Origin of the sequence: Hymenobacter gummosus (genome assembly GCF_003970915.1) — a bacterium.
Classification (GTDB): domain Bacteria; phylum Bacteroidota; class Bacteroidia; order Cytophagales; family Hymenobacteraceae; genus Solirubrum; species Solirubrum gummosum.
Map to the genome: position 1 here is coordinate 161,884 of NZ_RXOF01000013.1, position 14,235 is coordinate 176,118.

Sequence of the window (14,235 nt, forward strand, 5' to 3'; positions counted from 1 at the left end):
TGTTCACGCTTGGAAAGACCTGCGCCTCGCTCAGGATGATGGCAGTAGTACGCAGGCAAAAATAACACCCATAGACAAATACTATACAATTATAAAAACTATCGATTTTATTGATAAATATCAAACCAGCACTTTTGTGGCACCTCCACCATTGAATCAACGCTGACTACGATGTCCGAAAACCAGAATCCGAACCGCCTGACCACCGCCGCCGGCCGCCCCATCTGGGACAACCAAAACTCGCAGACCGCCGGGCCGCGCGGGCCGGTGCTGCTGCAGGACTACCTGCTGCACGAAAAGCTGGCTCACTTCAACCGGGAGCGGATTCCGGAGCGCGTGGTGCACGCCAAGGGCTCCGGCGCCTACGGTACGTTCACCGTCACCCAGGACCTGACCAAGTTTACCCGCGCCAAGCTGTTTGCAGCAGTGGGCAAGCAAACGCGCGTGTTTCTGCGCTTCAGCACCGTGGGCGGCGAAAAGGGCTCGGCCGATACCGAGCGTGACCCGCGCGGTTTCGCGGTGAAGTTTTACACCGAGGACGGCAACTGGGATTTGGTGGGCAACAACACGCCCGTGTTCTTCGTGAAGGACCCGGTGAAGTTCCCCGACTTCATTCACACCCAGAAGCGCGACCCGCAGACCAACACCAAGAGCCCCAACGCCATGTGGGACTTCTGGAGCCTGAATCCGGAGTCGCTGCACCAGGTACTGATTCTGATGTCGGACCGCGGCACGCCCTACGGCTACCGCCACATGCACGGCTTCGGCTCCCACACCTTCTCGTTTATCAACCACGACAACGAGCGGTTTTACGTCAAGTTCCACTTTCTCACCCAGCAGGGCATTAAGAACTTCACGGCCCAGGAAGCTACCGAAATGAAGGGCCTTGACCCGGATTTCGCCCAGCGCGACCTGTTCGAGGCCATCGAGAAAGGCGACTTCCCGCGCTGGACCTTGTCGGTGCAGCTGATGCCGGCGGCCGACGCGGCAACCTACCGCATCAACCCCTTCGACCTCACCAAGGTGTGGCCCCACGCCGACTACCCGCTGCAGGAGCTGGGCGTGCTGGAGCTGAACGAAAACCCGGTGAACTACCACGCCCACGTGGAGCAGGCCGCCTTCGCCCCGGCCCATGTGGTCGACGGCATCGGCTACTCGCCCGATACGATGCTGCAGGGCCGCCTGCTGGGCTACCCCGATGCCCAGCGCTACCGCCTGGGGACCAACTACGAGCACCTGCCCGTGAACCGCTGCCCCTACGGTTTCTCGAACTACCAGCGCGACGGGCAGATGGCCCTGGGCGACAACGGCGGCAGCGGCCCGAACTACTTCCCCAACTCCTTCGACGGCCCGCAGGAAGACGCCACGGTGGGTGAGCCGGTCGAGGAGCTGTTTGGCCCGGCCGCGCGCTACGACCGCAACGCCCCCGGCGAAAACGACCATTACTCGCAGCCCGGCGCCCTGTTCCGCCTGATGACGCCCGAGGCCCAGCGCAGCACCATCGAGAACATCGTAGGCGCCATGAGCGGCGTGAGCGGCCCCAAGCGCGACGAGATTCTGCAGCGCCAGCTCTGCCACTGGTTCCGCGCCGATATCGGTCTGGGCATGGCCGTAGCGCAGGGCCTGGGCCTGAATATCAGCATGCCGGCCCACCACGCACCCGCCGAGGCGACGGTGTAAAGCAGCAGACGCTACCAGCCGACAAAGCCGGCCCCACCTCAGTGGGGCCGGCTTTGTCGTTCCTGTCCGAATAGGATTGTCGGCAGACAGGCAAACTGCCCGGGCACGATTGTCTTGTTCGATGTCAAATGCCTGGAACGCAAGGAGGAGCTGCCGGCTGCCTCCCACGCGACGACGATTCGCTTGTGGCAATACAACGTCGGTGCCTCGCGGGGCTCGACATAACAACCTGATGATTGCGCAACAAAAAAGGCCCGGCTTGGAGAAGCCGGGCCTTTTTTGTGGTCAGCGGCGCTAAGCCGCCGGGTAGCTTATTCTACTACCACTTGCTTGGTGGCCATTTGGCTGCCAGCTTGTACGCGCAGGGTGTACAGGCCTTTGGCCAGGCTGCTCACGTTTACTTCGGCGTTGGTGCCAGCGGCGTTCAGCTGCACCGAGCGGGTCAGCACCTGCTGGCCGAGGTTGTTCAGCAGGCTCACCTGCGCCGTGCGCTCGTTGGCAATAGCCGGCAGGCTTACCGTGAACTTGCCGTCGACGGCCGGGTTCGGGAACACGTTCAGCAGACCAGCGCCCAGCTCTTCACGCTTGGCCGTGTTGGGGCCCAGGGCCAGTTCCACAGCAATACGGGTGCGCAGCGTGGTGGTGTTGACCAGGGTCCAGGCGCCGGTAGCGGAAGTCTGGAAGTAGAACGTAGAGGGACGCAGCGGGTCTTCCGACTGGTAGGCCAAGCCCAGCGGGCCGGTCAGTTCGCGGAACACCACGAAGAAGTCACCAGCCGGAACCGCTACGTTGGGTACCGACACGTCCGACGTAATCGGAGTCGCAGCTACCGTGGGGCGCGTCAGCGTCGGCGAGCTGTACAGGACGGTGCCCGAAGGCGTATTGCCGGTACCGCCAGCCGTTACCAGGTCGATGCGGTAGGTGCTGCCAGCCGTACCTGCACCGGTGAAGGTGGGCTTAATGCTGTTTACAACGGTGGGCGTGAGGGTGTTGAAGCGCACGGCCAGCGAGCCACCGAACGGGGCGCTAAGGCTCACGCTGATGCTACCCGCAAAAGTCGTCGCCGGATTGTCCTCCGTGTACGCGAGGCGGCTGGTCGATACGTTCTGGGTAAACGTCTTGGTGTTGTTGGACGCCACGTCGTCGTTCGGCACGCTCACGTTCAGCGTGTTCACGCCGGAAGTAGTCAGCGGGTAAGCCGGGAACGAAACGAGGGTGGAAGCCCCCGAAGCCAGCGTGGGAATCGTTACCGGGCTGTTGACGGTATTGGCACCGGCCACCGTCAGCGTTACCTGCACGTTGGTTTTGGTGGTGGCGCTGTTGTTGGTCACCAGTGCTTGTACTACGTGCGCCGGAATGTAGGTCGAGGAAACCTGCCCCAGCGAATAGATGGCGTTAACCGCAATGTCATTGGCGGGCAGCACGGCCGGCGCGAAGCGGTAAGTACGGCCGAGGTCGGCGGGCGCCGAGCGGCGGTAGTTGTGCGTGCTGGCAGCATACTCGCCGGTGATGAACACCGTCGTCGACCAGGCAGCGGCCGAAGAGGTTTTGTTGGCCAGCACGGTCTGCCCGGTGCTGCTACCCGAGCCTTTGATGCCCACGGTGGGGAAACGAACCCCATCGGCACCGGTAGTAGCGGCTACGGTCGGGCCGTACACAAACTCGATGTTGTTGGTAGTTTCGTAGAGCTTCAACTGAAAGTTGAAGCTATCAAACTGCGCAGCGGCGCTGGTGCTGGCCTTGTCGCGCACATTTTTCCACTGAATGGTGCACACGCGGTTGGGCGCCGTGCCGGTGGTAGCCACGCGGTACTCAGCCCCGCCAGCAGCGGTACCGGCTTCCAGGTCAAAATTGAAGGGAGCCAACAGATTTACGTCAGCCGGGTTAGTGCTGCCGATGGGGTCCACTCCGCTGCCGACAGGTTGGCCCGATTCAAAAGCACCAAACATATTGGCGGCCGACGGGGCGGCGGTGCCGAGGCGGATGAGGCCGTTGGTGTTCAGCACGAAATTCGTGAAGGCAGCACCGTTGTAGTTGAACGTGAAGCCAATGGGCGTAGCGGCCGAGTTGGCGTCGTCGTTGTTGGCCGTGGTAATGGCCGTGCCGTTCGTGCCGAGGTCGGTGTAGGTGCCGGTTACGTTCGTGGCCGTGGCCGGAGTGTAGTTCAGCCCCTGTGCGTGCGCCTCGTTCAGCGACAACAGGCCCAGGGCGACAAGCGGCAACCACCGGCTAGCTCGGACCAAGCGGTTGGGTAAGGTTTTCTGCATAAGAAGGGAAAAAAGAAGTGAAAAGTTGTGGGGGAGCCCTCGCGCCAGGCAAGGCCGCCACTAAAGTGCGAAAAAAGGCTGAAAGGATGCTTACGAATATCCGTTAGATGTCGACTTTCAGCGCGGCGGGCCGGGGCGATATTTCAAATAGCTCGCCGTGGGGCACCATCGTAATCTGCCCAAACTCCCGAATCATCATCTTGTAGCTCTCCCCCACGGACCGGATTTTGCGGTCCAGATCGTAGAGGCCGCAGGGGTTGACGGCCAGGCGCCGCTCGGCCAGGCTCACGTCCCAGTCGAGCTGATCGAGCAGGCTGTACCAGGTGAAGCCGACCACCGGCACGCCGTCCTGGCGGATGCGCGTGACGTTGACCCACTGCTTCCAGAGCCAGCATTCGGCCTCTTTGGCATTGAAGGTGTTGGTTTCGGTGTGGAATACGGGCTTGCGGTAACGCTCGTAGTACTGGCGCGTCATGGTGTACCAGCCCAGCACGTCCTCGGCCGAGCACCAGTTGCCGTCGGGCTTGATGATGCGCTCATTGCGGCCGTAGTAGTCGTTGCCCATGATTTGGTAGCCGGGCGGCTCGCCGGCCATAAACCACTGCAGCTCCTCGCGGGTGAGGCCGTTGTCGAGGCAGTAGAGCAGCACTTCCGCGTCGATGGTGTGGGCGTAAAGCAGGTCCAGGGACAGGAAGCGCAACTTGTTGGTCAGGCGGATTTCGGGGCTCTGCACGGCGCGCATCTCGTGGATGTACTCGGCCGACTCGCTCTGCACAATCACGCAGTCGGGCCGGTACTTGGCAATCTGCTGGTTGCCCATGATGCTGGCCGCCGTGATGTGCTTCATGGCGGTGATGAATGCCCGGTCGTCCTTGAGCTGCTCGTTCCAGATGCCGTCCTTGGCCGAGGCGCGGGCCGTCACGTAGATTTCGTTGACGGGCGTGTAGAAGCGCACCCAGGGGTAGCGCCGGGCCACCGCCCCGCAATACTCGGCGAAGTGCACCGGCAGCTCGGGGTTCTGGAAGTTGCCCACCCAGTCGGGCACGCCGAAGTGCATCAGATCCAGAATGGGCGTGAGGCCCAGGCGCTGGATTTCGGCCATGGCCAGGTCGGCAAACTCCCAGTCGTAGCGGCCCGGGCCCTTGTGAATCTTGTAGTAGGGCAGGTTGTAGCGCAACACCTTCAGGCCCAGCTCCCGCACCAGGCCCAGGTCTTCCTTGTACCGCTCGTAGTGGTAGCTTTCGGCCAGCTGGTCGCGGCGGGTGCGGCCGTGGTCGATGGTGGGGTACGAGCACTCGATGCCGGTGGCAAACATGAAGTTGCTGGGCGAGCCGGTGGGCAGCCCGCGGCCGTCGTGGCCGGCCGCGCCGCCGTACTCGTCGCCGGCGTAGTTGCCGTCGCCGAAGCTGGCTTTGATGTGGGAAAGGAAGTTTTTGGACATGGAGGTGTGGTGGTTGCGGCGGCATTTTATCCTCTGTCATCCTGAGCAAAGCGAAGGACCTTGTCACGTCTGATAGTAACTATCTGACGCTTGCCGTTCTTCGGTGATAAGGTCCTTCGCTCTGCTCAGGATGACAGACGGGGTCATTACAGGTCCAGGCGCTGCCGCTTTTCCAGGAACCGGTCGGCGGTGCGCAGGCTCAGGGCCATGATGGTCAGGGCCGGGTTCACGCTCAGGGCGCTGGGGAAGACGGAGTTGTCGCAGATGTAGAGGTTGGGCACGCCGAAGCAGCGGCCGTCGGCATCCACCACCGCGTCGTCGCCGCTTAGGCCCATGCGGCAGGTGCCGATGACGTGGGCCGAGCGGGGGAAGGTCCAGATGTCGCGGGCGCCGGCGGCTTCCCAGATGCGGCGCATCACCCGTTCGGCGTGGGCGTTCATGCGCTGCTCGTTTTCCTGGTTGGTGAAGTGTACCCGCGGCTTGGGCAGGCCACGCGCGTCCTTTTCCTCCGACAGCTCCAGGTAGTTATCGGTGTGGGGCAGACAGTCGCCGAGGATGTTGATGCCGGCCACGTGGTTGTATTGCTGCAGATACTCGCGCAGCGGCTGCCCCCACAGGCCCCGGCTGCGGGCTACCTGGCTGGCGAAGGTCACGGGCATCACGCCGATGCTCTGCAGCAGGTAGCCGCCGGCAAAATCGGCGTCCGCGGGGCGGTGGGTGTCTTCCGAAATCAGCCCGCCGGGAATGCCCTTGTAGGGCCGCACCATCTCCTCGAAGGTGCCCCAGAGCTGCAAGCCGGGGTGGGCCATGAGGTTGCGGCCCACCTGCCCGCTGCTCAGGGCCAGCTCGTTGAGCAGGAGCAGGCGGGGCGTCTCTACGGCGCCGGCGCACAAAAACAGCGTGCGGCACCGCTGCCGCTGCTGCTGCCCGTGCTGCTGGTACACCACGCCCGTCACGCGGCCCTGGGCATCCCGCTCGATTTCCGTCACGAAGCAGTCGGCGCGTACTTCGGCGCCGTGGGCTTCGGCCAATGGGATGAAGGTGACGTCCATGCTGGCCTTGGCCCCGTTGGAGCAGCCCGCCTGGCAGAAGCCGCGGTTGGTGCAGGCCTCGCGCCAACCAATGCCCTCCTGGTAATAGCGCGCCGACACGGCCGCGTTGGCCGCCGGCGAAGTGCGGATGCCCAGCTTCTCACAGGCGCGCTGCATCAGCTGGGCGGCGCCGTTGAGCGGCAGCGGCGGCAGCGGGTAGCCGCGCTGCCGCGCCGGCCCCCAGGGGTAAGGCGAAGGGCCCGAAATGCCCAGCAGCCACTCCAGCTCGTCGTAGTAGGGCGCCAGATCCTCGTAGCTCAGGGGCCAGTCCTCGCCCACCCCGAACTCCGTGCGAATGCGCAAATCATCGGGCTGCACGCGGGGGGTGTAGGCGGTATAGTGCAGGGTGCTGCCGCCCACGCCGGTGCCGGAGTTGTTGTTGCCGAACGACAGCGGGTCCTTGCCCGCCGACAGCCGCTCGTCGTTCCAGAACAGGAAGCGTTGCGCCTCTTCGTCGGTGGCAAAGTCGCGGCGCGGCTCGTGGCGCGGGCCGGCCTCCAGGGCCACCACCCGCAGCCCGGCCAGGGCCAGCCGGGCCAGCAGCGGCGCCCCGCCCGCCCCGGTGCCGATAACGACGCAGTCGACCTCGTCGTCGGGCTCAGGCAGCTTGTCGGGCCGGGGTTCGGGGGTATCGGCGGTGGCGGGCTCGGCTTGGAGCAGCTTGCGCAGCAGGGGGTCCTGTATATCGGGCTGGACGGGGCTGACGACGCCTTCCTCCAGCAGTTCTTCTTCGTCGGGCACGGTGTGGTGAGATGGTGAAATGGTGAGGTGGTGAAATAGTGCGCGGCAGCATGGTGAAATGGAGCGACGCCGAAACGTCAACTCACCATTTCACCATCTCACTATTTCGCTTCTTGCGGCTCCCGCTCTTCGCGCTCATCGAGGCCGATGCGCGTCCAGGCGGGCAGGTCGGCCATGCCCGCGTAGCCGATTTCTTCCTGGCCGAGCGGGTGGGAGTAGTACAGAATGGTGGCTTCGGCCAGCAGCTCCTCGAAAAAGCGCGGCGCATCGACTTTCAGCCACAGGTCGCCGGGGGCGGTGCCGGCCTGCACGGCGGCCAGCACCTGGTTCTGCTGCTCCGGGCTCAGGGCCAGAAAGTTCTGCCCGAACTCCGTCTGCGCCGCCTGCTGAATGCCGCCCAGGCCGAGGCGGTAGGCTTCGCGGTCGGGCGGCAGCACGTCGTAGCGCCAGCCGTCGGACTTGCCGCTGGCCAGCCGCTCGTCGATGCCCGCGGGCAAATCAATGGCGTCGGGGGCGGCGCGCTCGGGCTGGGGCAGCAGGCGGGCGCACACGGCCCCGAGCAGCCGGTAGGTTTCGGCATCAAAAAACTGCGGCTCGTAGGGCGGTGCGTCCAGGCGCTGCTGCAGGGCAGCGCGGGTGGCTTCGCTCACGTGGGGCGTATCGAGCAAGGCCCGCACGGTTCCGGGGGGATATTTCATTGGTGAAATAGTGAAATGGCGAAATGGTGAGTTTGATGTTCGGGAGACGCGGCGTTGCGCATGTTGTGCAAGCGGCACGGCACTCACCATTTCACCACCTCACCATCTCACTTATTGGTCGCTGCTCATTTTGCCGCCGGTCACGTGGACCAGGGAGCCGGTCATGAAGGAGCCGTCCTGGGAGGCCAGCAGCACGTAGGCGGGAGCTATTTCCTCGGGCTGGCCGGGGCGCTTGAGGGCTACCTCGTGGCCGAACTTCTCGATTTCCTCGCGCGGCATGGTGCCGGGAATGTTGGGCGTCCACACGGGCCCCGGCACCACGCAGTTGACGCGGATGCCCTTCTCGCCCAGGTACTGCGCCAGGCTCTTGGTGAGGGCGTGAATGGCCGACTTGGTGCAGGCGTAATCCACCAGAATCGGAATACCCGTCAGGCCCACGATGCTGCCGGTGTTGATGATACTGTCGCCCTTTTTGAGGTGCGGAATGGCGGCCTGGGCCAGCCAGATGTAGCCGAGGATGTTGGTATCGAAGGTGCGGCGAATCTGCTCCTCCGAAATGTCCTCGAACTTTTCCTGGGACATCTGAAAGGCGGCATTGTTGACCAGCACGTTCAGCCCGCCCAGCTCCTTGGTGGTGCGGCGCACGGCTTGCTTGCACTGCTCCGGGTCGCGCACGTCCAGCTTCAGCAGCAGGCAGCGGCGCTTCTGCGCTTCCACCAGGCGCTGGGTTTCCTGGGCGTCCACGTCGTTTTCGTTGTAGAGCACGGCCACGTCGGCGCCTTCCATGGCAAAGGCCAACGCCACCGCCCGCCCGATGCCCGAGTCGGCCCCGGTAATCAGCGCAATCTTATCCTTGAGCTTGCCGGCGGGCTGGTAGCCGGAGAGGTTGGAGTCGGGCTGCAGCTTCATGTCGGCCTGCCGGGCCGGGTAGGGCAGCTTCTGGGCGTGCTCCTTCATCTGGGCGGCGGTGGGGCGCTTTTCGCGCTTGGGCGCCGGGGCCTTGGCGGCCGATTTGGCGGTGGGTTTCTGGGCGGCTTTCGATGCGCCGGCGGCCTTGGGTTCGGGGCGGGCAGGCGCGGCTTTGGGGGCAGCTGGTTTTTTGGCGGCCATACGGGAGCGGGCGTCGGTTGTGGTTGTGCTCTGGCACTTACGCAAAAGCTCGACCGAACGGCTGAGCTCCGGCGGTGGCGCGCAGCATACCCGCCGGGGCTCAGCCGTGCTGGGAGTAGCATCAGCTGAGCCACAGGCCGAGGCAGTCAAGCTCATGGCATCACACAAAAGCGCCGCTACCCGGGCTGGGTAGCGGCGCTTTGCTGGTGCCCCAATGGCGTACCAGGCTCTTAGTTGCCCTGGTACTCGGCGGCGGTGGGCTGGGCGGCCTCGTGCAGCGAGGGGTAGTCGATGTAGCCTTTGTCGCCGGGCACGTAGAAGGTGGCGAAGTCGGGCTGATTCAGGGCCGCGCCCTGCTCAAAGCGGGCCACCAGGTCGGGGTTGGCAATGAAGGGCACGCCAAAGGCAATGAGGTCGGCCTCGTTGTTTGCCAGCGCGGCTTCGGCGGTTTCCTGGGTATAGCCGCCGTTGATGATGAACGTGCCTTTGAAAATCTGGCGCAGGGCCGGGCCGATGGCGGGCTTGCCTTCGGGGCGGGCCATGGGGTGGCCGGGCAGGGCCTCCAGCACGTGCAGGTAAGCCAGCCCGAAGCGGTTCAGCTGCTCGGTGAGGTAGCTGAACGTGGCCGTGGGGTCGGAGTCCTGGATGCTGGCGCTGCCCTGGGGCGACACGCGCAGGCCCACGCGGTCGGCGCCCAGCTCATCGACGACGGCCTGCACCACTTCCAGCACGAAGCGGCTGCGGTTTTCAATGCTGCCGCCGTACTCGTCGGTGCGCTGGTTGGAGCCGTCCTGCAGAAACTGGTCGAGCAGATAGCCGTTGGCGCCGTGAATTTCCACCCCGTCGAAGCCGGCAGCTTTGGCGTTGCGGGCGGCCTGGCGGAACTGGTCCACCACGCCCGGAATTTCGCTCAGCTCCAGGGCGCGGGGCGTGGGTACTTCCTCGAAGCCCTGGCCGGTAAAGGCCTTCGCGCCCTCGGGCTTGATGGCCGAAGGGGCCACGGGCAGCTCACCATTGTGAAAGAAAGGGTGCGACACCCGGCCCACGTGCCAAAGCTGGGCAAAAATGCGCCCCCCGGCGGCGTGCACCGCGTCCGTCACCTTGCGCCAGGCGGCCACCTGCACCTCGGAGTAGATGCCCGGCGTGTTGATGTAGCCCACGCCCTGCGGCGACACCTGCGTGCCCTCGGTAATGATGAGGCCGGCCGTAGCGCGCTGCACGTAGTAGGTCACTACCGAATCGGTAGCGGCAGTTTCAGGGTTGGTAGCCCGGCTGCGCGTCATCGGGGCCATTACGAGGCGGTTGGGCAGCTCGATGGCGCCCAGCTGGTAGCTGGAAAACAGCTTAGGGGTGATGTTGCTCATGGCAATAAAGAGGGGTTGCGCCGACTTTCGGCGGTTTTTCGACTTGATCAGCGTCCCGTTTTCGGGCGCAATGGCAGTCTAACCCCCAAGCCACGGCCCGGGTTATGCTCCGAACGGTATCGTCGGGGGTACCGGGCGGTGAAATGGTGAAATGGTGAAATAGGATAGTTGGTTTCGCCCGCCCGGGTTGCGCCGTTTTGTGCGGCTTCGTGTTTTTCCGCGCCGCCAGAACGTCCGCTCACCATTTCACTATCTCACCATTTCACCACTCACCGCATGATCAGCTCCACGCGGCGGTTGCGGGGGCGCTGCTGCGGGTCGCGGTTGTCGGCCACGGGGCGGCTGCCGCCGTAGCCCACGGCCGTCAGGCGCAGCGAGTCGATGCCGCGCTTGACCAGGTAGGCGCGCACCAGCCGGGCGCGCTGCTCCGAGAGCTGCTGGTTTTTCTGCGCATCGCCCACGTTGTCGGTGTGGCCGGCTATTTCAAACTGCAGGGCGGGCTTGTCGCGCAGCACGCGCACCAGCCGGGCCAGCTCCGGCTCGGAGCGGGGCAGCAGCCGGGCCTGGCTCTGCACGAAATAGATGTGGTTCAGGGCCACGGCTTCCCCGCGGCGCAGCTTGGTGAGGTCGGGCAGGGAGTCGCCCAGGCCCACCACGGCAGGACGCACGGGCCGGCGCGTGGGCGTGGTGGCGGCCAGGGTGCGGCGTGGGGGCGTGGCAGGCCGGCTGACGGGGCGGGCCACTACGCGGGGCTGCGGACGGGCCGCGGGCGGCGGTGGCACCACCTGCCGCTGATTTAAGGCGGGCGTCGGGGTAGGCGTCGGGGCCGGGCGGGCGGCTACGGGCGGCTTGGGCGGGGGCACGGGCTTGGCCGAGGCCGGCAGCCCGGCAAACAGTGCCTGCCGCCCCACGGTCACCAGCTCGGTGCTGTTGGGCAGGCGCCAGCGCAGCACCGCGCGGCTGTCGCGAACAGTTTGGAAGTAGTCGACGCGCAGGCGGTAGTAATGGCCGGCTTCCAGGCGCAGGCGCACAGTGGCGGGCACGTGGTCCTGCTCGCGCCAGGCGTCGATGATGCGCTTGCCGCCCACCCACACGCGCAGGCCGTCGTCCATCACCGTCGAAAACTCATACTCGCCGGTGGTCGGGGCCAGGATATAGCCTTCCCAGCGCACCGAGAAGTACTGCGGGCCCAGGCCTTCCACCGGCGGCTGCATTTTCCAGTCGAAGTCGATGGCCGCGTCGCGGCGGCGCAGCACCAATATGTCGAATTCTGTGCCGTTGTAGTAAGAGGCCTGTAGCCCGGTGCCGGCGGGCCAGACCGCGGGAGCCTGGGCCGCCCCGAGGCGGGCGGCCAGCAGCGCCAGGAGGAATAGAAGATAACAGCGCATCGGATGGAAAAAGAAAAGTCAACGCAAAAAAGCGCTTTTCCGTCTGTTGCGGCCAGTCGGGCCGCCGGGGCGCCAACTCCGGCCCGCCGCGGGCCGTACCTGCCAGGGTAAGTGTGATTCACCCAGCCACTTACTTCCGCAACCATGCCTACCAAGAAAACCACATCCGCCCAGCATACCAGTCAGAAAAAGGACGACCCGTGCTGGAAAGGCTACGAGCAGGCCGGCACCAAGCAAAAAGACGGCAAGACCGTGCCCAACTGCATCAAGAAGGACTAGCGCCGGCCTTGCGGCCGATACTTCAGCCCCGGCCCTTGGTCGGGGCTTTTTCGTGCCCGGCGGGGAAGTTTCTGGACTGATTTCGCCCAGGAAAGCCACCAGGTGCGGCCCGCGGCCAATCGGCTCGTACTTTAGCTCCCAGCCCACCACCCCTATCCTCCACCTTCACCCAAACCCTTATGCTCAAACGTTTACTACTGTTTCTGCTGTTGCTGGCCGGTGGGCTGGCCGCGCCCACTGTCCGGGCCGCCACCGGCGACACCACCCGCGTGACGGTGTTCAACAACCGCGCGCTGACCCGCTACGGCGAGTTTGATACCACGGCCACCTTCCCGGCCGCCGGGCGCTACCGCAAAATCCTGCTACACTACGTGCTGGGCCGCTACGCCTGCCCGCCCGGCTCCCAGTACTGCGGCTCCTGGGACTACACCACCCGCGTGGTGTTGCTGCCGCCCGCCAACGACACCGTGGAGCTGGCCCGCATCATCACTCCCTACGCCACCGACTGGCTGGCCCAGAACCGCCGCCACGATTACGTGGTGGACGTGACCGACTACGCCAGCCTGCTGCGGGGAACCAACACCCTGCGCTTTTTCTACGACGGCTATTCCTGGGGCTTCAACATCACGATGTACCTGGAGTTTATCGAGGGCACGCCCCCGCGGGATGCGCTGGGCGTCAAGAACGTATACAGCAGCGGCCCGGCGGGCGGCGGCTTCCCCTACGGCCGCCTGGCCGACCCCATCGACAACTACCTGCCGGCCAAAACCGTGACGGCAGTGCCCGGCGCGGCCGGGGCCAGCCTCAAGAGCTTCATCACCGGCCACGGCGCCGATACGCGCAACTGCGCCGAGTTCTGCCGCAAGTTTTACACCCTGTTCGTCAACGGCACCAGCCAGGGCAACACCGACCTGTGGCGCGCCGACTGCGGCCTGAACCAGATTTACCCGCAGACCGGCACCTGGGTGTACAACCGCAGCAACTGGTGCCCCGGCAACGCGGTGGCGCCCATCTACCACGACCTGACGTCGGCCCTGAGCGGGGGCTCGGCCCAGGTCAACATCGACATGGCCCCGCACGCCATTTCCAACCAGAGCATGGCCAATGCCAAGTGGATCTGGCAGACGCAGCTGGTGAGCTATTCGGCGCCGAACTTCACCACCGACGCGGCCCTGGAGCAAATCGTGGCCCCGACCACTGATGCCAACTTCGTGCGCGACAACCCCATCTGCGACGCCCCGCGCGTGGTGCTGCGTAACACCGGCTCCGCCCCGCTCACGACGGCCACCATCCGCTACCGCGTGGGCACCAACGCCTGGCGCAGCTACCAGTGGACGGGCAGCCTTGCCTTCCTGGCCCAGACGGAAGTAACCCTGCCGCCCGTACCGGCCGATTTCACCGGCCAGTCGGTGTTCCGGGTGTACGTAACGGCCCCGAACGGGCAAGCCGACCAGAACCACTACAACGACTCCTTGCGCACCCGCTTCAACGCCGTAAGCATGCTACCGCCCAGCTTCGTGGTAAGCCTGCTGACCAACAACTCCGTGACGGCCGGCGTGGGCCAGACCTCCTGGACGCTGACCGACCAGGCCGGCCAGACCCTCAGCAGCCGCACCAACACCACCCCGGCCACCACCTACACCGACACCCTGCGCCTGGCGCCCGGCTGCTACACCCTCACCGTGGACGATGCGGGCTGCGACGGGCTGTCGTGGTGGGCCAACACGGCCGGCGGCACCGGCATCATGCGCCTGCTCGGGCCGAACAACACCGTGCTGCGCACCATCAACGGCGACTTTGGCTGCCAGTACAAGCTGCGCTTCAGCGTGACGCAGGCCCTGGCCCGCACGCCCGCCCAGGCCCTGGCCGCCCTCGACGTGTACCCCAACCCCGCCCAGGACGGCCGCTTCACCCTCGATCTGAACCTGCCCGTGCGCCAGGACGTGCAGCTGCAGGTGCTGAGCGCGACGGGCCAGCGCGTGTACCAGGCCACGCTGCCGCAGGTGCAGGCCGTGAAGCGCCCCCTCGATTTGCACCAGCTGCCCGCCGGCGTGTACCTGCTGGAGTGCCGCGGCCAGAACGGCCTGCAGCTGCACCGCCGCCTGCTGATTCCCTAGCCGCTGCCCACCACAAAAAAAGCCCCTGCCGCAACCGACAGGGGCTTTTTTGTGAACAA

10 protein-coding genes are annotated in these 14,235 nt (G+C 65.2%); 3 read left to right on the forward strand and 7 right to left on the reverse strand.

Features of this window, described 5'->3' with window-relative positions:
• Positions 1-171: 171 nt before the first annotated feature.
• The gene (locus EJV47_RS20240) at positions 172-1,680 is read left to right on the forward strand and encodes a catalase (RefSeq protein WP_126695022.1); all 1,509 of its coding nucleotides are present in this window, start codon (positions 172-174) and stop codon (positions 1,678-1,680) included.
• A gap of 311 nt (positions 1,681-1,991) precedes the next feature.
• Here the strand turns inward: EJV47_RS20240 and EJV47_RS20245 are convergent, their stop codons facing one another.
• From EJV47_RS20245 to EJV47_RS20275, 7 genes are all read right to left on the reverse strand, one after another.
• On the reverse strand, positions 1,992-3,947 hold the full coding sequence (locus EJV47_RS20245; protein ID WP_126695023.1) for a T9SS type A sorting domain-containing protein: 1,956 nt from the start codon (positions 3,945-3,947) through the stop codon (positions 1,992-1,994).
• Positions 3,948-4,050: 103 nt separating this feature from the next.
• Positions 4,051-5,388, reverse strand: a complete 1,338-nt coding sequence (locus EJV47_RS20250) for a family 1 glycosylhydrolase (RefSeq protein WP_126695024.1) — start codon at positions 5,386-5,388, stop codon at positions 4,051-4,053.
• Between the two features lie 146 nt (positions 5,389-5,534).
• Positions 5,535-7,220: a GMC family oxidoreductase gene (locus EJV47_RS20255; protein WP_126695025.1), complete on the reverse strand. Its 1,686-nt coding sequence runs from the start codon at positions 7,218-7,220 to the stop codon at positions 5,535-5,537.
• 101 nt (positions 7,221-7,321) lie between these two features.
• Positions 7,322-7,918, reverse strand: a complete 597-nt coding sequence (locus EJV47_RS20260) for a gluconate 2-dehydrogenase subunit 3 family protein (protein WP_126695026.1) — start codon at positions 7,916-7,918, stop codon at positions 7,322-7,324.
• Between the two features lie 111 nt (positions 7,919-8,029).
• Positions 8,030-9,028, reverse strand: a complete 999-nt coding sequence (locus EJV47_RS20265; protein WP_126695027.1) for an SDR family oxidoreductase — start codon at positions 9,026-9,028, stop codon at positions 8,030-8,032.
• A gap of 230 nt (positions 9,029-9,258) precedes the next feature.
• The gene (locus EJV47_RS20270; protein ID WP_126695028.1) at positions 9,259-10,392 is read right to left on the reverse strand and encodes an alkene reductase; all 1,134 of its coding nucleotides are present in this window, start codon (positions 10,390-10,392) and stop codon (positions 9,259-9,261) included.
• Between the two features lie 269 nt (positions 10,393-10,661).
• Positions 10,662-11,780, reverse strand: a complete 1,119-nt coding sequence (locus tag EJV47_RS20275; RefSeq protein WP_126695029.1) for a PA14 domain-containing protein — start codon at positions 11,778-11,780, stop codon at positions 10,662-10,664.
• A 144-nt stretch (positions 11,781-11,924) separates the two neighbouring features.
• On the opposite strand from EJV47_RS20275, the gene EJV47_RS28930 reads away from it, so the two are divergent.
• Positions 11,925-12,059 (forward strand): hypothetical protein, encoded by a 135-nt coding sequence (locus tag EJV47_RS28930; RefSeq protein WP_279389067.1) that lies wholly within the window; start codon positions 11,925-11,927, stop codon positions 12,057-12,059.
• A 179-nt stretch (positions 12,060-12,238) separates the two neighbouring features.
• Positions 12,239-14,176 carry a peptide-N-glycosidase F-related protein gene (locus EJV47_RS20280; RefSeq protein WP_126695030.1) on the forward strand — a complete coding sequence of 646 codons (1,938 nt, stop codon included), beginning with the start codon at positions 12,239-12,241 and terminating at the stop codon, positions 14,174-14,176.
• Positions 14,177-14,235 lie beyond the last annotated feature (59 nt).